The sequence below is a fragment of the Streptomyces sp. CRCS-T-1 genome (genome assembly GCF_024442335.1).
Lineage (GTDB): Bacteria > Actinomycetota > Actinomycetes > Streptomycetales > Streptomycetaceae > Streptomyces > Streptomyces koelreuteriae.
Map to the genome: position 1 here is coordinate 2397673 of NZ_CP101651.1, position 17587 is coordinate 2415259.

A 17587-nucleotide genomic window follows, 5' to 3' on the forward strand; every position below is an offset into this window, starting at 1 on the left:
GGAAACGTGAGTGCGACCCATGCTCTGGGCAGAACAGTGGGGAGGACGACGCGCAGGGGAGCCGCGGCCCGGGCCGCAGTACAGGTCCGCATCCCTCTGTCCCCGGTCGTTCCACGAGCCGCGGGAGGCTGACAGGTGTCCAGCGCAGCCGAGCAGGAGGCGGTGGCCGGCCATCAGGCCACCGGGAACGGGCGCCAGGCCGCCGCCGCGAACGGCGTACGGCGGCCCGCGCCGCCGCCCATGGTGTCCGCCTGGCCGGGTGCGGCGACGCCGCTGGGCGCCCGGTTCCGGGTCGGCCCGGACGGGGTGGCGGGGACCAACTTCGCGTTGTGGGCGGGCGGGGCGGAGGGGGTGGAGCTGTGCCTCTTCGACGAGGCGGGCAAGGAGTCGCGGGCCCGGCTGACCGAGCTGACCCACGAGATCTGGCACGGCTTCGTCCCCGGCGTGCTGCCCGGCCGGCGCTACGGCTACCGGGTGCACGGCCGCTGGGACCCGTGGACCGGAGCCCGCTGGAACCCGGCGAAGCTGCTGCTCGACCCGTACGCCCGCGCGGTGGACGGAGACTTCGGCCTGCCGCCGGAGGTGTACGGGCATGTGCGCGACTGGCCGCAGCAGCATGTCGCCGACACCGTGCGCGACGACCGGGACTCGGCGCCGTACGTCCCCAAGGGTGTCGTCGTCCACGATGACGACGACTGGTCCGACGACCGCCGCCCGAAGACGCCGTGGGCGGACTCGGTGATCTACGAGCTGCACGTCAAGGGCTTCACCGCGCTGCACCCGGGCATCCCCGAGGAGCTGCGCGGCACCTACGCCGGGCTCGCGCACCCGGCCGCGATCGAGCACCTGGTGAGGCTGGGCGTGACGGCGGTGGAGCTGCTGCCGGTGCACCAGTTCGCGCACGAGGACCATCTGCTGCGCAGAGGCCTCGGCAACTACTGGGGCTACAACTCCATCGGCTACTTCGCCCCGCACGCGGCCTACGCGGCCTCCGGGACGAGGGGTGAGCAGGTCGGCGAGTTCAAGCGCATGGTGCGCGCCCTGCACGCGGCCGGGATCGAGGTCATCCTCGACGTGGTCTACAACCACACGGCGGAGGCGGGCGAACTCGGCCCGACGCTGTCCCTGAAGGGCATCGACAACCGCGGCTACTACCGGCTCCAGAACGATCCGCGCCGCTACGCCGACTACACCGGCTGCGGCAACACCCTGCACGTGGTCCAGCCGCAGGTGCTGCGCCTGATCACGGACTCGCTGCGGTACTGGGTGACGGAGATGGGCGTGGACGGCTTCCGCTTCGACCTGGCGGCGGCGCTGGCCCGCTCGATGCACGACGTCGACATGCTCTCCCCGTTCCTCGCGGTCATCGCCCAGGACCCGGTGCTGCGCCGGGTGAAGCTGATCGCCGAGCCGTGGGACGTGGGGTCGGGCGGCTACCAGGTGGGGGCGTTCCCGCCGCTGTGGACGGAGTGGAACGACCGCTACCGCGACGCCGTACGGGACTTCTGGCGGCACGCGCTGCCCGACGTACGGGAGATGGGCTACCGGCTGTCGGGCTCCAGCGATCTGTACGCCTGGGGCGGGCGCCGGCCGTACGCGTCCGTCAACTTCGTGACGGCGCACGACGGCTTCACCCTGCGCGACCTGGTGAGTTACGAGCGCAAGCACAACGAGGCCAACGGCGAGGGCAATCGCGACGGCACGAACGACAACCGGGCCTGGAACTGCGGCGCCGAGGGCGAGACCGAGGACGAGGGGGTCAGGGCGCTGCGGCGCCGGCAGCTGCGGAACCTGCTGACCACGCTGCTGCTGTCGACGGGCGTGCCGATGCTGGTCGCGGGCGACGAACTGGGCCGCACCCAGCGCGGCAACAACAACGCCTACTGCCAGGACAACGAGATCAGCTGGGTGGACTGGGGGCTGCTGGAGGATCCCGGTTGGCATGCCCTGTTCGAGCTGACCTCCCGGCTGATCGCGCTGCGCCACCGGCACCCGGTGCTCCGCCGCCGGGCGTTCTTCTCGGGCCGGGCGCAGACCGCGGACGGGCTGCGCGACCTGGCCTGGTTCACGTCCCGGGGCACGGAGATGACGGAGCAGGACTGGTACGCGCCCGCCGCCACGCTGGGGATGTATCTGTCCGGCCGGGACATCCCGGGCCGGGACGAGCGCGGGGCGCAGATCCTCGACGACAGTTTCCTCGCCGTGCTGCACGCGGGCGAGGGACCGGTGAGTTTCGAACTGCCGGGGCCGCCCTGGGCGGAGCGGTACGAGGTCGTCGTCGACACGAGCCTGGAGGAGCAGGGGGAGGCACCGGGCGTGGAGCACCGGGCGGGGGCGGAGATCACGATGCCGGGGCGGGCGGTGCTGCTGCTGCGGGTGGCGGGCTGAGGCAGCGTTTCGCCCGGTAAGGCTGCCGCTTTGTTGCGGGGCGTTGCGGGTCCGTGAACTCGGCGGGGATCTTCTTGACCCCGTCGTCGGACCGCTGGCAGCGTCCCTGCTGAGCCGCGGCGCCTCCCTCCCCCTCCTGCTCGTCGACACCTCCAGGACTTCCGCATGCCCGAGATATCCCGTCGTGCCCTCGGTGCCCTCGTCGGTGGTGGTGCCGTGGGCGCCGTCGCCGGTACGGCCACCGGCGCCGAAGCCGTGCCCGCCGAGCGGCCGTTCCGGGCCCGCCCCGGTGCCGCCTCCGGCCGTCGCCCCAACGTCCTCGTCATCCTGGGCGACGACCTCGGCTGGGCCGACCTGTCCTCCTACGGCGCCCCGCACATCAGGACGCCGAACCTGGACCGGCTGGCCCGCCAGGGCGTGCGGTTCACCGACGCCTACTCCGGCTCCTCGACCTGCTCCCCGACCCGGTTCAGCCTCTACACCGGGCGCTATCCGGGCCGTACCAAAGGCGGGCTCGCCGAGCCGATGGCCGACCGTTCGCAGGGCCTGGACCCCCACCACCCCACCCTCGCCTCCCTGCTGAAGAAGGCGGGCTACGCCACCGCCCTCATCGGCAAGTGGCACTGCGGCTGGCTGCCCGACTTCAGCCCCACCAAGTCGGGCTGGGACGAGTTCTTCGGCAATCACGGGGGCGTGCTGGAGTACTTCTCCAAGCTCGGCCAGCTCGGCGACCACGACCTCTACGAGGGGGACGCCGAGTACAAGGATCTGCGGTACTACACGACGGTGCTGACCGAGCGGGCCGTCGAGTACGTCGGCCGGGACCATGACCGGCCCTGGTTGCTCAACCTCAACTTCACCACCCCGCACTGGCCCTGGCTCGCCGAGGGCGACGAGGAGACCGGTGCCGAGATCGCGGCGAAGATCCGGGCGGCGACGTCCCAGGCCGAGGTCAGCAAGGCCCTGAACCACTACGACGGCGGCTCGGTCGAGAAGTACACGCAGATGGTTCAGAGCCTGGACGCGGCCGTCGGCGAGGTGCTCGCCGCCCTGCGCCGCTCGGGCCAGGAGGAGAACACCGTCGTGCTGTTCGCCAGCGACAACGGCGGCGAACGCTGGTCGTATCTGTGGCCTCTCAGCGGCCAGAAGTTCTCCCTCCAGGAGGGCGGCATCCGGGTGCCCACGATCCTGCGCTGGCCCGCCCGGATCGACGGCCGCCAGGTCAGCCACGAGCCGAACTTCTCCCCCGACTGGACCGCGACCCTGCTGGAGCTGGCCGGTGCCCGGCCCGACCCGGCGTATCCGCTGGACGGCACGAGCCTCGCCGGCTACCTGCTGCGCGGCGAACGGCTGCCCGAGCGGGACCTGTTCTGGCGGACGCGCGGCAACCGGGCCCTGAGGCGCGGCGACTGGAAGTACTACCGGGACGCCAAGGGCACCGACCACCTGTACGACCTGGCCACCGACTCCCGCGAACAGGCCGACCTCGCCCCCGACGAGCCGGAGTTGCTCACCGAGCTGAAGGCGGCCTGGGAGCAGACCGCGGCGGGGCTGCTGCCGTACCCGGGCTAGCCGGGCCGGCTAGCCCAGGATGCCTCGCTCGTACGCCGTGGCCACCGCCGCCGCACGGTCCTTCACGCCCAGCTTGGCGTAGAGGTGCGTGAGGTGGGTCTTGACCGTGGCCTCGCTGACGAACAGTTCGCGGGCGATCTCGCGGTTGGAGGTGCCCTTGGCGACGAGGGCCAGGACCTCGCGCTCGCGGACGGAGAGGGTGTCGTTGCCGGGGGTGCGGGGCGTGCGGACCGCGGAGACCAGGCGGGAGGCCACGGCCGGGGAGAGGACGGTCCGGCCTTCCGCCGCCGCGCGGACCGCCGCGAACAGTTCGTCCCTCGGGGCGTCCTTCAGGAGGTAGCCCGTCGCGCCCGCCTCTATCGCGGGGAGGGTGTCGGAGTCGGTGTCGTACGTGGTGAGGACGAGGATCTTGGCGCGGGCGCCGGTGCGGGTCAGCTCGCGGATGGCGTCCACTCCCCCGCCGCCCGGCATGCGCAGGTCCATCAGGATCACGTCCGGGTCCAGGGCGGCGGCGAGCGCGACCGCCTCGACGCCGTTCGACGCCTCCCCCAGCACGCCGAAGCCCGGCGCGGACTCGAACATGCCGCGCAGGCCGTCCCGTACGACGGGGTGGTCGTCGACGACGAGCAGGGTGATCGCGGCGGCGTCAGTCATGGCGGACCAACGGTACGCGAGCGGAGACGGCCGTACCGTGGCCCGGCTCCGACTCGACGGTGAGGGACCCGGCGACGCGTTCGGCGCGGGCGCGCATACCGTCGAGGCCGAAGCCGCCGGCCCGGTCGCGTTCGGGGACGGTGAGCGGGTCGAAGCCGCGGCCGTCGTCACGGATGTCGAGGATGACCTCGTCACCGACGAAGGACAGGGTGACACCGACCCGGCCTGCGGCGGCGTGCCGGGCGGTGTTGGAGAGGGCCTCCTGGACGATCCGCAGGAGCGTGGCCGCGATCTCCTCGTGGAGTCGCTCGTCGGTGCCGGTGACCGTGAACTCGGCGCGCACTCCGGTCCGTTCGCCCCATTCGGCGACCGTCTTCTTCAGGGCTTCGGGCAGTCCGGCGTCGGCCAGTGCCACGGGGGCGAGGTTGTGCACGGAGCGGCGGGCCTCGCCGAGGCTGTGCCGGGCCAGGTCCGAGGCGCGTTCGAGGTGGGTGCGGGCCACGGCCAGGTCGGGGGCGTTCGCGACGACCTGGAGCTGGGCGATGATGCCGGTCAGCCCCTGGGCGATGGTGTCGTGGATCTCGGCGGCGAGCCTCCGGCGCTCGTCGGCGACGCCGGCCTCCCGGGCCTGCACCAGGAGCTGGGCGTGCAGGGCGGCGTTCTCGTCGAGGGCCTGCTGCAGGGCCGCGTTGGTGCGTTCCAGTTCGGTGATGCTGGCGGTCTGGATCCGGGTGCGTTCCTCCTCGCGCGCGGCGAGCTGCCCGAAGACGATCAGCAGCGCGATGTGGACGCAGAGCAGCGCGCCGAACACCGCCCAGTTCAGCGGCCCGTGCAGGGGCATGCCGCCGGACTGCGACCCCGCGATGGTCACCGCGGTCGCCAGCAGCCCGAGTCTGAGCGGGCGCCCCCGCAGCAGCCGGTCGGGGCCGACGAATCCGGCGGCGGCGTAGAAGGCGAAGAACGGGTTGAACCAGCTCAGCGCGAAGGCCAGCGCCCAGCGCACGAAGTAGTAGCAGGCGCCCGGCACCGACGGGGCCAGGGGCCGGCCGCGGGACCAGCGCCCCCACCAGACTTGGAGGGCCACGGCGGCGCCGACCAGGACGACGGTGGCGTACCGCTCCCGCCCGGTCATGCCGACCGCGTCGACCGTGGCCACGCAGAGCACGGTGCCCGCCGCGAGCATCCCGTACGGCCCCCAGCGGAAGTACGCCGCCCACCGCTGCTCCACACCCGCCACGTCCGTCATGCCCACAGTGTCGGCCACGGCCGTGTCCCCTCCCCGGGCGCCGGTCATTCCCAGCGGAACCAGCGCGCGGCCGACGCCGAGAGCACCGCGGTCCAGGCGGCGAGGACGGCCAGATGGCCCCAGCCCGGCCAGTCGCCCGCTGCGGCCTGGTCCAGGGCCCGTGCGGCGGCGCCGAAGGGGGTGCACTGGACGATGCGGCCCAGCAGGTCCGGCATGGCCTGCACGGGCACCCAGACCCCGGCGCAGAACATCATCGGGAAGAACACGGCCGTCCCGATCGCGGTCGCGATCTTCGTCGTGCGGGCCCGTGCCGAGATCACCGCGCCCAGCGAGATGGCGGCGAGCACGGCGAGGAGCAGCGCGAGCAGGTACCCGACGGGCTGTTCGGGCAGCGTCACGTCCCAGGCGAGCCGTCCGACGAGGAGTGTGAGCAGCGCGGAGGCCAGGGCCGCCACGCCGTTCACCAGCATCTGGGCGGCCAGCAGGGCCGAGGGCCGGACGGGAGTGGTGGAGAGCCGGCGCAGGATGCCGTTCTCGCGGTAGCCGGTGAGGGTGGGCGGCATCGCCTGCACTCCGGCCATGATGAGGGCGACCAGGACGCAGACGGGCACGTAGACGTCGACGATCCGCAGCCCGCCGAGCCCGTCCTGCGCCTCGCGGAACGACGGCACGGAACCGAGGACGCCCAGCAGCAGGGCCGGGAACAGCAGGATCCAGAAGAGGCTGCCCGGCTCGCGCCGGAAGAGCCGGAACTCGCTGCGCAGCACAGCGGGGTTGATGAGGGCCGTGCTCATGCGGAGGCCTCCGTGAGGTCCAGGAACGCGTCGTCCAGCGTGGCGTCGGTGACGCGGAGTTGGCGGGCGGTGATGTGGTGGCGGGCGAGCAGCGACAGCACGGCGTTGACCGTGTCGTCCGTGCCGGACAGCGTGATCCGGCCGTCCTTGTTCTCGACGGCGACCAGGGCGGGGAGCGTGTTCAGCTCACGGTCGTCCAGGGGCGTGGACGGGGTGAAGCTGATGACGGTGGCGCCCGCCGAGCGGCGGATCAGCCCGGAGGGGGTGTCGAGGGCGGCGACCCGGCCCTTGTCGATCACGGCGATCCGGTCGCAGAGCCGCTGTGCCTCCTCCATGAAGTGCGTGACGAGCAGGACCGTGACGCCCCCGGCGCGGACGTCCTCGATGAGCTGCCAGGTGGCGCGGCGGGCGCGTGGGTCGAGGCCGGTGGTGAGCTCGTCCAGGACGACGACCCGGGGGTCGCCGATCAGGGCGAGCGCGATGAACAGGCGCTGCTTCTGACCGCCCGACAGCTTGGCGAAGCGGGTGGTCAGCTTCTCCTCCAGGCCGAGGCGTTCGGCCAGCGGGCGCCAGTCGACGGGGCGCGGATAGAACGCGCTGTAGAGCTCCAGCGCCTCTCGGACGGTGAGTTTGGGCTGGAGCCGGCTCTCCTGGAGCTGGGCGCCCAGGACCTGGGCGACGCGCTCGTGGTCGGCGACCGGGTCGAGGCCGGTGACGCGGACCCGGCCGGAGTCGGGGACACGCAGGCCCTCGACGCACTCCACGGTGGTGGTCTTGCCGGCGCCGTTCGGGCCGAGGATCCCGAAGATCTCGCCCTCCTCGACGGCGAAGGAGACGCCGTCCACGGCCGGGCGGCCGGCATAGGCCTTGCGCAGATCGGTGACTTCGATGACGGACATGGACCGAGGGTCCCGGTGCGGCGGGTCCGCGCACATCGCCCGTCGCGCTCGAACGGGCATCAGCCGATCGGCTGATGCCCGCCCTACGACCCCCCGAACACCCAGGTCGTAGGACCAAGGACCGAGCCGGACTCGGGGAAAACTCGGTGGGCAGTGTCAGTGGCGGTCCGTAGGCTCACCGCTGATGGCCACGACATCCGCCCCCGCCCCCGACCGTTCTGCCGTGCGCTCCCTGTTGCGCCTGTGGCCGTACGTGCGGCCCGCGCGGGCACGGCTGTTCAGCGCCGCGTTCGTGGCGATAGTCGCCTCCAGCACGGGCCTGGTGATCCCGCTCGTCCTGAAGTGGCTGGTGGACGGGCCGGTCGCCGACCGGGACCCGGCCGGGGTGTGGCTCGGGGCGCTGTTCCTGCTGCTGCTCGGCTTCGCGGAGGCCCTGCTGTTCGGGCTGCGGCGCTGGCTGGTGGCCCGGCCGCTGGCCCATGTCGAGGCGTCGATGCGGGCGGATCTGTACCGGCACCTGCAGCGGCTGCCGGTGTCCTTCCACGACCGCTGGGCCTCCGGGCAGTTGCTGTCGCGGGGGATCGCGGACCTGGGCCTCGTCCGTATGTTCCTCGCCTTCCCGCTGACGTTCCTGCTGGTCAACGGGGTGACGATAGTGATCGGCGTGATCATCATGCTGCTCCAGGACTGGACGCTGGGGCTGGTGATCCTCGGGCCCGCCGTGCCCGTGATGGTGACCTGCGTGGTCTTCGAGAAGCGGTACGCCGAGGTGGCGCGGCGCGCGCAGGACCAGGTCGGCGATCTGACGACGGTCGTCGAGGAGAGCGTGCTCGGCATCCGCGTCATCAAGGGGTTCGGCCGCCACCGGAGCCAGGCGCGGGCGTTCCGGGACCTGTCGGGGAAGCTGCGCGGCACGGAACTGCGCAAGGCGCGGCTGCTGGCGACGATCTGGGGCGTCATCGTGACGCTGCCCGAGATGGCGATCGGCGCGGCGCTGGTCGTGGGCGTCGTACAGGTCGCCGACGGCGGCTTGTCGGCGGGCACGCTGGTGGCGTTCCTGTCGACGGCACTGGCCCTGCGGTGGCCGGTGGAGTCGATCGGCTTCCTGCTGGCGATGAGCCAGGAGGCGGCGACGGCGACGGAGCGGTATTTCGAGGTGATGGACGAGGAGGTGGAGGAGCCGGGAGCGGCTGGAAGTCCGGCGTCGCTGCCGGGAGGCGGGGCGCGTGACTCGGCGTCGCCGCCGGAGGACCGGGCGCCGGTGGTGGCCGGGACCTCGGCGTCCCTTCCCGCGGGCCCGGCACGCGACTCGGCGTTCCTACGGGAGAACCCGGCGCACGACTCGGCGTCCCTGTCGGAGGACCGGGCACGTGACTCGGCGTCACGAGGTGCCGACGCGCCCGCGCGGGCCGCATCGGTGGTGCGGCCGCCCGCGGCTCGGGCGGGCTTGCGCTTTCACGGCGTCACCTTCCGCTACCCCGACGCCCCCGCCGACTCCCCGCCCGTCCTCCAGCACATCGACCTGCACGTCCGCCCCGGCGAATCGATGGCCCTGGTCGGCGCCACCGGCAGTGGCAAGACGACCCTCACCGCGCTCATCCCGCGTCTCTACGAGGTGACCTCGGGCCGCATCACCCTCGACGGCGTCGGCGTCACCGAGCTGTCGAGGGACGCGCTGCGCGCCAAGGTGGCCGTCGCGTTCGAGGAGCCCACGCTCTTCTCGGCAGCGGTGGGCGACAACGTTCTCATGGGGGCCGACGGCACGGCCGGGACGGCGGAGCTGGAGCGCGCCCTCGCCGTCGCCCAGGCCGACTTCGTGCACGCGCTGCCGCAGGGGACGGACACCCAGGTCGGCGAGCAGGGCCTCAGCCTCTCCGGCGGGCAGCGGCAGCGTCTCGCGCTGGCCAGGGCCGTCGTCGGCCGGCCGGAGTTCCTCGTCCTGGACGATCCGCTGTCGGCGCTGGACGTGCACACCGAGGCCGCCGTGGAGGCCGCCCTGCGGGACGTCCTCGCGGACACGACCGCCCTGATCGTGGCACACCGCCCGTCCACCGTGCTGCTCGCCGACCGGGTCGCGCTGCTGTCCGGCGGCCGGATCGCCGCGGTCGGCACCCACCAGGAACTGCTGCGGACGAACGCGGAGTACGCGCACCTGATGTCAGGGGAAGAGGAGGGCGCACGATGACGGCGGCCACCAGCACACCGGCCGACAGGAAACCCGACGAGGAACCCGACGACCGGCCCGCCGCCACCGGCGACCCCTTCGACCAGGACGTCCTGCCCACTCCCCCGGGCGCCACCGCCGCCCTGCTGCGCTCCCTGCTCGCGCCCCTGAGGACCCGGGTCACGGTCACGACGGTTCTGCTGCTGCTCCAGCAGGCGGTCGTGCAGGCGGGCCCGCTGCTCGTGGCGTACGCCATCGACCGTGCCGTACCGGCGTTCCGGGCCGGCGACCACGGGCCGCTGATCGCGGTGGGCGCCGGCTATCTCGTCTGCGCGCTGGCCGCGGGCGGGTTGCAGTGGGCCTTCGTCCTCGCCGCGGCCCGCGTCAGCCAGGACGTGCTGCTCGACCTGCGCGGCCGGATCTTCCGCCACGCGCAGGCGCTGAGCGTCGACTTCCACGAGCGCTACACCTCGGGCCGGCTCATCTCCCGCTCCACGGCGGACGTGGAGTCGCTGCGCGAACTGCTGGAAGAGGGCCTGCAGGAACTCGTGACGGTCGTCCTGTCCTTCGTCTACATCTCGGCGATGCTGCTCTGGCTCGACCTGGGCCTCGGTGGTGTGGCGGTGGCGTCCTTCGTGCCGCTCTACGCCCTGGTACGGCTGTACCAGCGGCGCGCCGGGCGGGTGTACCGGGCGCGGTCCACCGCCATCGCGGCCGTCATCGTGAAGTTCGTCGAGACGATGAACGGCATCCGGCCCGTGCGCGCCTTCCGCCGCGAGGCCGTCAACGACGCGGACTTCGGCCTGCTCAACGAGCGGCACGAGCGGACCAACGGCAACGCGCTGCTGGAGATGGCCCGTTACGTCACCGGCTCGCGGCTGGTCGCCAACACGGCGGTCGCGGGGATCGTCCTGTGGGGCGCCTACCGCGTCGCGGGCGGCACCCTGGCCCTCGGGGTGCTGGCGGCGGCCGTGCTGTACCTGCGGCGGCTGTACGACCCGATCGACCGGCTCGGGATGTTCCTCAACTCCTACCAGTCGGCGGCAGCCTCGCTGGAGAAGATCGCCGGGCTGCTCGCCCAGACCCCGTCCGTCCCCGAGCCGGCCGGCCCCCGGCCGCTCCCGCCCCTGGCGAGCGAGCACCCGGGCCGCGAGGTCGTCTTCGACGGCGTCGGCTTCGGCTACCGCACCGGCGGCGAGGTGCTGCCCCGCTTCGACCTGACGATCCCGGCCGGGCAGACCGTCGCGGTCGTCGGCTCCACGGGCGCCGGGAAGTCCACGCTGGCCAAGCTGCTGGCCCGGTTCTACGACCCCTCCGAGGGCCGGGTGCTGCTGGACGGCGTCGACCTGCGCGACCTCGCGGTGCCCGACCTGCGGCGCGGGGTGGTCATGGTGACGCAGGAAGCCTTCCTGTTCTCGGGCACGGTCGCCGAGAACATCGCGATCGGCCGCCCGGACGCCACCCGCGCGGAGATGGAGCAGGCCGCGAAGGAGATCGGCGCCCACGACTTCATCAGCGCCCTGCCCGACGGCTACGACACCGACGTACGCAAGCGCGGCGGCCGCATCTCGGCCGGGCAGCGGCAACTGGTCGCGTTCGCAAGGGCGTTGCTGGCCGATCCGGCGGTGCTGATCCTCGACGAGGCCACCAGCTCGCTGGACATCCCGGGCGAGCGCGCGGTGCAGCGGGCGATGGCGACGGTGCTGAAGGGACGCACGGCGGTGGTCATCGCCCACCGGCTGTCGACCGTCGAGATCGCGGACCGCGTCCTGGTGATGGAGCAGGGGAAGATCGTCGAGGACGGCGCACCGGCCGAACTCGTCGCGGGCACGGGCAGGTTCGCCGATCTGCACCGGGCCTGGCGGGACAGTCTGGCGTAGCGGCGGCGGAGGGCGGGCGGATGATCGACGCGTACGAGGACCCGGGCACACCCGACCGCCGAGGCGGGGGCCGCTACCTGTGGTGGCTGGTCACCCGGCAGCCCGGGCGGTGTGCGGCCGGGGCGGTGTTCGGCAGTGTGTGGATGGTGCTGCTGGCGGCCACGCCGTATCTGATGTCCCGGGCGATCGACGACGGTCTCGAGCCCGGCGACATGCGCGCCCTGGTCCTGTGGAGCGGGGCGCTGTTCGCGGTGGGCGCGTTCAACGCCTGGCTGAGCGTCATGCGGCACCGCACGATGACCCGGGTGCGGATGGACGCCAACTTCCGCACGGTGAAGGTGGTCGTCGGCCAGGCGGTGCGCCTCGGCGCCTCGCTGCGGCGACAGGCGAGTGCGGGTGAGGTCGTCACGATCGGCGTGGGCGATGTGCAGACGGTCAGCCAGTCGCTGACGGTGGTGGGGCCCGGGGTCGGGGCGGTCCTGGGCTATCTGGTCACCGCCCTGCTGCTGATGTCGGTCTCGGGGCTGGTCGCCGCGGTCGTGCTGCTCGGCCTGCCGGTGATCCTCCTGCTGGTCGGGCCGTTGCTCGGCCGGTTGCGGGGGTCGGAGGCGGAGTACCGCGAGCGGCAGGGCGTGCTGACGGCCCGGATCGGCGACCTCGCGGGCGGGCTGCGCGTCCTCGCCGGCCTGGGCGGCAAGCAACTGGTGGCGGACGCCTTCCAGCAGGACTCACGGCGGCTGCGCGAGCAGGGCTACCGGGTGGGGAGGGTGACCAGCTGGGTGCAGGCGCTGGGAACGGGGCTGCCGACCCTGTTCCTGGCGGTGGTGACCTGGCTGGCGGCCCGGCTCACCGCCCAGGGCGACATCACGGTGGGCCAGTTGGTGTCCGTCTACGGCTATGTGGCCGTGCTGGTGTGGCCGGTGGCCTTCCTGGTCGAGTGCGGCTACCAGCTCAGCCGGGGCCTGGTGTGCGCACGGCGCGTCGTACGGTTCCTGCGCCTGGACCCGATGCCCGACACCGGCACCCTGGACGCCCCCTCCGAACCGTCGGCCCTGTACGACCCCGAGTCGGGCGTACGGGTCCTGCCGGGCCGCTTGACGGCTCTGGTGGCCGAACACCCGGCGGATGCCACAGCGGTGGTGGACCGCCTGGGCCGCTACACCCCGTCGAACGCGACCTGGGGAGACATCCGCCTGGACGAGATCGCCCTGAACCAGCTCCGATCCCACATCGTGGTGGCGGACCACGAGGCCGACCTGTTCGCGGGAACCCTCCAGGAGATGATCGCCCCTTCCTTCAGGGGCGCGGCGAACTGCGCGACAAGCCACAACGCACCCGCACACGCCACACAACTCAACCCCGCACTTCAGAAGGCGCTCCACACCGCCGCAGCCGAAGACATCGTCCAAGCCCTCCCCCACGGCCTGAACACCCAGATGGACGCCCAGGCGAGAAATCTCAGCGGCGGCCAACGCCAACGCATCCGCCTGGCAAGAGCCCTCCTCACCGACCCCGACATCCTCCTCACCATCGAACCCACCTCCGCCCTCGACGCCCACACAGAGGCCACAGTCGCCGCCCGGCTCAGAGACGCCCGCCAAGGCCGCACCACCGTCGTCACCACCACCTCCCCCCTGGTCCTGGACCGCACGGACACCGTCCTCTACCTGAAGGACGGCAAGGTCGAAGCCTCCGGCACCCACCACGAACTCCTCGACACCGCCCCCGCCTACCGCGCACTCGTCGCGAGGGAAACGGAAGAGGTCGCGGGATGAGCCAGGGACAACTGCCGGTCGCCGCCCGGGCCGACGTCCGGCGCGCCCTGCTCGGACTCGTACGGGCCGACGCCCGTGCCTTCGGTGTCGTCCTGGGCCTGAACGCGCTCGCGGCCGTGGCCGGGCTCGCCGGACCGTGGCTGCTGGGCAGGATGATCGACGACGTGCGGGCCGGGCAGGGCGTGGCCGCCGTGGACCGGCTGGCCCTGCTCCTCCTGCTGAGCGCACTGGCACAGGTGCTGCTGGCGCGCTGGGCCCGGTCCGTGGGGCATCGCTTCGGGGAGCGGACGCTGGCCCGGGTGCGGGAGCGGTTCGTGGACCGGGCGCTGACGCTGCCCGCGTCGGTGGTGGAGCGGGCCGGTACGGGTGATCTGACCGCGCGGGGGACGGCGGATGTGACGACCGTCGGCAACACCCTGCGGGACGCGGGTCCGGTCCTGCTCGTCAACCTGGTGCAGGCGTTGTTCCTGGTCGCCGCGGTGTTCCTGACGAACCCGCTGCTGGGCGCCCTGGCGGTGCTGGCGCTGACGCCGATCTGGATCGCGTTGCGCTGGTATCTGCGCAGGGCCCGCGACGGGTACCTCGCCGAGGGTGCCGCGACCTCGGACGTGGCGGAGATCGTGGCGTCGACGGCGGCCGGGGCGCGCACGGTGGAGGCGTTCGGGCTCCAGGAGCAGCGCACGGCCGCGAGCCGGGACGCTCTGGAGACCTCCCGCCGTACGCGCTACTACACGCTCTTCCTGCGCTCGGTGTTCTTCCCGGTGATGGAGACGTCGTACGTCCTGCCGGTGGCCGGTGTGCTGGTGATCGGCGGCGCGCTGCACGCGTCCGGGTCGATGAGTCTCGGGGCGGTGGTGGCGGCGGCCCTGTATCTGACGCAGCTCAGCGCGCCGCTGGACGAGGTCCTGGTCCGGATCGAGCAACTCCAGGCGGGCGGCGCCTCCTTCGCCCGGGTGGAGGGACTGGCCCGGGCCCCGCGCACTCCCGGGGAGGGCGAGTGTCCGGATCCGGACGGCGACCGCATCGACGTCACCGGCATGCGCTACGCCTACGACGGCGGTGTCGAGGTGCTGCGCGGCGTCGATCTGACGGTGACGCCCGGGGAGCGGCTGGCCATGGTCGGGCCGTCCGGGGCGGGCAAGACCACGCTGAGCCGGCTGATGGCGGGCATCGACGCGCCGACCGCCGGCTCGGTGACGGTCGGTGGTGTGCCCGTGGTCGGGCTCGGACCGGAGCGGCTGCGCCGCCAGGTCGTCCTGGTCACCCAGGAGCACCATGTGTTCCTCGGCTCGGTCCGTGACAACCTGCGGATCGCCGAACCGTCCGCCGATGACGCACAGGTGTGGAAAGCGCTGGCCGTGGTCGGCGCCGACACCTGGGTGCGGGAGCTGCCGGAGGGCCTGGACACCCGGCTGGGCCAGGGCGGTTGCCGCACCGACGGCTCGCAGGCCCAGCAACTCGCCCTCGCCCGGGTGGTGCTGGCGGATCCGCACACGCTGATCCTGGACGAGGCGACCGCCCTGCTCGATCCGACGACCGCCCGGCACACCGAGCGCGCCCTGGCCGCCGTCCTGGAGGGGCGCACGGTCATCGCCGTCGCCCACCGGCTGCACACCGCGCACGACGCCGACCGGGTCGCGGTGATGGAGGACGGCCGGCTGACCGAACTGGGCACGCACGACGAGCTGGTGGCGGCCGGCGGGGCGTACGCGGCCCTGTGGCACTCCTGGCACGGGGACCTGCCCGAGGGCCGTCAAGGGTCCGCCTAGGCAAGCGTTCGTATAGCGAACATGAACTTCCGGTCAACGAACCTTTTCCGGCCATACTGTTGACGCGGTCCTGACAGAAAGCGCACTCCCCTGCCACGCTTCCCACGACTGCTCCACAGAAACCCCACTGCAACACCTCCACCTCCCCAGGCCGGGCGACCCCCGGCCATGCAGAAGGAGTCAGTGTTGAGAAGCAGTTCCTCGCGAAGAGGCACCTCCCACAGACGCACTCCCCACACCCCTCGCCGTACCGCGGTCGTGGCCCTCGCCGGCGTCGCCGCGCTGATCGCCACCGCCGTGCAGGCCGGCACCGCCACCGCGACTCCGGAGAACAGGGCTCCGGCGGCCGCGAGCAAGGCGAAGCCTGGATCGGAATCGGTCCGGCTCACCCCCGCGCAGCGCGCCGCGCTGATCCGGGAGGCGAACGCCGGCAAGGCGGAGACCGCGAAGGACCTGGGCCTCGGCGCCCAGGAGAAGCTGGTCGTCCGCGATGTCCTGAAGGACCGCGACGGCACCGTGCACACGCGCTACGAGCGCACCTACGCGGGCCTGCCCGTCCTCGGCGGCGACCTGGTCGTGGAGAGCACGAAGGCCGACGCCACCGCGGCCGTCGTGAAGGCCACCCGCGCCGCGATCAAGCCGGCGACGACGAAGGCGGCGGTCTCCGCCGCCAAGGCCCGGCAGCAGGCCCTCACCGCGGGGAAGGCCGACGAGGCCAAGAGCCCGGACATCAACCGCGAGCCCCGCAAGGTGATCTGGGCCGCGAGCGGCAAGCCGGTCGTGGCGTACGAGACGGTCGTCGGCGGCTTCCAGCACGACGGCACCCCGCAGGAACTGCACGTGGTCACCGACGCCACCACCGGCGCCAAGCTGTTCGAGTGGGAGGCCATCGAGACCGGCACCGGCAACACGGTCTACAGCGGCACGGTCGACCTCACCACGACCCAGTCCGGGTCGACGTACAACCTCACCGACGGCGCCCGCGGCAACCACAAGACGTACAACCTCAACCGCGGCACCTCCGGCACCGGCACCCTCTTCTCCGGCCCCGACGACGTGTGGGGCAACGGCACGCCCTCCAACCTGGAGTCGGCCGGCGCCGACGCCCACTACGGGGCCGCGCTGACCTGGGACTACTACAAGAACGTGCACGGCCGCAGCGGTATCCGCGGTGACGGCGTGGGCGCGTACTCCCGGGTCCACTACGGCAACAACTACGTCAACGCGTTCTGGTCGGACAGCTGCTTCTGCATGACCTACGGCGACGGCTCGGGCAACGCCAACCCGCTGACGTCGATCGACGTGGCCGCCCACGAGATGACCCACGGGCTGACGTCGAACACCGCGGGCCTCAACTACAGCGGCGAGTCCGGCGGTCTGAACGAGGCCACCAGCGACATCTTCGGCGCGACCGTCGAGTTCTACGCGAACAACTCCTCCGACGTCGGTGACTACCTCATCGGCGAGGAGATCAACATCAACGGCGACGGGACCCCGCTGCGCTACATGGACAAGCCGAGCAAGGACGGCTCGTCCAAGGACAGCTGGTACTCCGGCATCGGCTCGATCGACGTGCACTACTCCTCGGGCCCCGCGAACCACTTCTTCTACCTGCTGAGCGAGGGCAGCGGCACCAAGACCATCAACGGTGTCACCTACAACTCGGCCACCTCGGACGGGCTTCCGGTCACCGGCATCGGCCGGGACAAGGCGGAGAAGATCTGGTTCCGCGCGCTGACCACGAAGTTCACGTCCACGACCAACTACGCGGGCGCCCGCACCGGCACCCTCGCCGCGACCGGTGAGCTCTACGGCACCGACAGCGCCGAGTACACGGCGGTCCAGCACGCGTGGGCGGGCATCAACGTCGGCACCCGTCCCGGCGACGGAGGCGGCGGCGGTACGTCCTTCGAGAACGCCGCCGACGTGGCGATCCCGGACCGGGGCGCGGCGGTCACCTCGCCGGTCACCGTCACCGGCCGGACGGGCAACGCGCCCTCCAACCTCCAGGTCGCGGTGGACATCGTCCACACCTACATCGGTGACCTCAAGGTGGATCTGGTCGCCCCCGACGGCACCGCGTACACGCTGAAGGGCTACGGCACCGGCGGCAGCGCGGACAACATCAACGAGACCTACACGGTGAACGCCTCCTCCGAGGTCGCCAACGGCACCTGGCAGCTGCGGGTCCAGGACAACGCAGCCATCGACACCGGCTACATCAACAGCTGGAAGCTCACCTTCCCGTAGGCCGCATCGGTCCCCAAGTCAGGGCGCCGCCCCGGTGGGTTCGAATCCCCCGGGGCGGCGCCCGCTTCACATGCCCGGACCCGTCAGCCTGTCGTCGATTTCCGGCCAACATCACTCGTTACTCCTGACATGTACGCGCCCTTGGTGCCACTCTTCCCCCACCCGCCGCACAGCACCCCAGCAGTTCCCCCACATC

Annotated in this window: 11 protein-coding genes; 7 read left to right on the forward strand and 4 right to left on the reverse strand. The window is 72.3% G+C overall.

What is annotated here, in order from left to right; genetic code table 11:
• The first annotated feature begins 135 nt into the window (after positions 1-135).
• Positions 136-2388, forward strand: coding sequence for a glycogen debranching protein GlgX (gene glgX, locus NNW99_RS10490; RefSeq protein WP_215118431.1), 2253 nt, complete (start codon positions 136-138; stop codon positions 2386-2388).
• Between the two features lie 165 nt (positions 2389-2553).
• Entirely contained in the window at positions 2554-3960 is a 1407-nt protein-coding gene (locus tag NNW99_RS10495) for a sulfatase (protein ID WP_215118432.1), read from the forward strand.
• Between the two features lie 9 nt (positions 3961-3969).
• Here the strand turns inward: NNW99_RS10495 and NNW99_RS10500 are convergent, their stop codons facing one another.
• From NNW99_RS10500 to NNW99_RS10515, 4 genes are read right to left on the reverse strand one after another with little or no spacing between them, the layout of a single operon-like run.
• Entirely contained in the window at positions 3970-4614 is a 645-nt protein-coding gene (locus tag NNW99_RS10500; RefSeq protein WP_215118433.1) for a response regulator transcription factor, read from the reverse strand.
• On the reverse strand, positions 4607-5860 hold the full coding sequence (locus tag NNW99_RS10505) for a sensor histidine kinase (RefSeq protein WP_251058089.1): 1254 nt from the start codon (positions 5858-5860) through the stop codon (positions 4607-4609). The genes NNW99_RS10500 and NNW99_RS10505 overlap by 8 nt, the downstream gene beginning before the upstream one ends.
• Before the next feature lie 44 nt (positions 5861-5904).
• Positions 5905-6654 carry an ABC transporter permease gene (locus NNW99_RS10510; RefSeq protein WP_215118435.1) on the reverse strand — a complete coding sequence of 250 codons (750 nt, stop codon included), beginning with the start codon at positions 6652-6654 and terminating at the stop codon, positions 5905-5907.
• Positions 6651-7553: an ABC transporter ATP-binding protein gene (locus NNW99_RS10515; RefSeq protein ID WP_215118436.1), complete on the reverse strand. Its 903-nt coding sequence runs from the start codon at positions 7551-7553 to the stop codon at positions 6651-6653. Before NNW99_RS10515 ends, NNW99_RS10510 begins: the two co-directional genes overlap by 4 nt.
• Positions 7554-7737: 184 nt before the next feature.
• Here NNW99_RS10515 and NNW99_RS10520 point away from each other — a divergent pair, with 184 nt between their 5' ends.
• The 5 genes from NNW99_RS10520 to NNW99_RS10540 all read left to right on the forward strand — a co-directional run bounded on the left by NNW99_RS10520 (position 7738) and on the right by NNW99_RS10540 (position 17391).
• Positions 7738-9738 (forward strand): ABC transporter ATP-binding protein, encoded by a 2001-nt coding sequence (locus NNW99_RS10520; protein WP_215118437.1) that lies wholly within the window; start codon positions 7738-7740, stop codon positions 9736-9738.
• Positions 9735-11597 carry an ABC transporter ATP-binding protein gene (locus NNW99_RS10525; protein WP_215118438.1) on the forward strand — a complete coding sequence of 621 codons (1863 nt, stop codon included), beginning with the start codon at positions 9735-9737 and terminating at the stop codon, positions 11595-11597. Before NNW99_RS10520 ends, NNW99_RS10525 begins: the two co-directional genes overlap by 4 nt.
• Before the next feature lie 20 nt (positions 11598-11617).
• On the forward strand, positions 11618-13372 hold the full coding sequence (locus tag NNW99_RS10530; protein WP_215118439.1) for an ABC transporter ATP-binding protein: 1755 nt from the start codon (positions 11618-11620) through the stop codon (positions 13370-13372).
• A complete protein-coding gene (locus NNW99_RS10535; protein ID WP_215118440.1) occupies positions 13369-15141 on the forward strand; it encodes an ABC transporter ATP-binding protein in 1773 nt (590 codons plus the stop codon). The genes NNW99_RS10530 and NNW99_RS10535 overlap by 4 nt, the downstream gene beginning before the upstream one ends.
• A gap of 168 nt (positions 15142-15309) precedes the next feature.
• A complete protein-coding gene (locus tag NNW99_RS10540) occupies positions 15310-17391 on the forward strand; it encodes a M4 family metallopeptidase (RefSeq protein WP_215118441.1) in 2082 nt (693 codons plus the stop codon).
• The last annotated feature ends 196 nt before the right edge of the window (positions 17392-17587 follow it).

Coding starts and splice junctions, on each gene's coding strand:
- NNW99_RS10495 (WP_215118432.1), top strand. CDS start 2,554: ATGCCCGAGATATCCCGTCGTGCCCTCGGTGCCCTCGTCGGTGGTGGT.
- NNW99_RS10500 (WP_215118433.1), bottom strand. CDS start 4,614: ATGACTGACGCCGCCGCGATCACCCTGCTCGTCGTCGACGACCACCCC.
- NNW99_RS10505 (WP_251058089.1), bottom strand. CDS start 5,860: ATGACGGACGTGGCGGGTGTGGAGCAGCGGTGGGCGGCGTACTTCCGC.
- NNW99_RS10510 (WP_215118435.1), bottom strand. CDS start 6,654: ATGAGCACGGCCCTCATCAACCCCGCTGTGCTGCGCAGCGAGTTCCGG.
- NNW99_RS10515 (WP_215118436.1), bottom strand. CDS start 7,553: ATGTCCGTCATCGAAGTCACCGATCTGCGCAAGGCCTATGCCGGCCGC.
- NNW99_RS10520 (WP_215118437.1), top strand. CDS start 7,738: ATGGCCACGACATCCGCCCCCGCCCCCGACCGTTCTGCCGTGCGCTCC.
- NNW99_RS10525 (WP_215118438.1), top strand. CDS start 9,735: ATGACGGCGGCCACCAGCACACCGGCCGACAGGAAACCCGACGAGGAA.
- NNW99_RS10530 (WP_215118439.1), top strand. CDS start 11,618: ATGATCGACGCGTACGAGGACCCGGGCACACCCGACCGCCGAGGCGGG.
- NNW99_RS10535 (WP_215118440.1), top strand. CDS start 13,369: ATGAGCCAGGGACAACTGCCGGTCGCCGCCCGGGCCGACGTCCGGCGC.
- NNW99_RS10540 (WP_215118441.1), top strand. CDS start 15,310: ATGCAGAAGGAGTCAGTGTTGAGAAGCAGTTCCTCGCGAAGAGGCACC.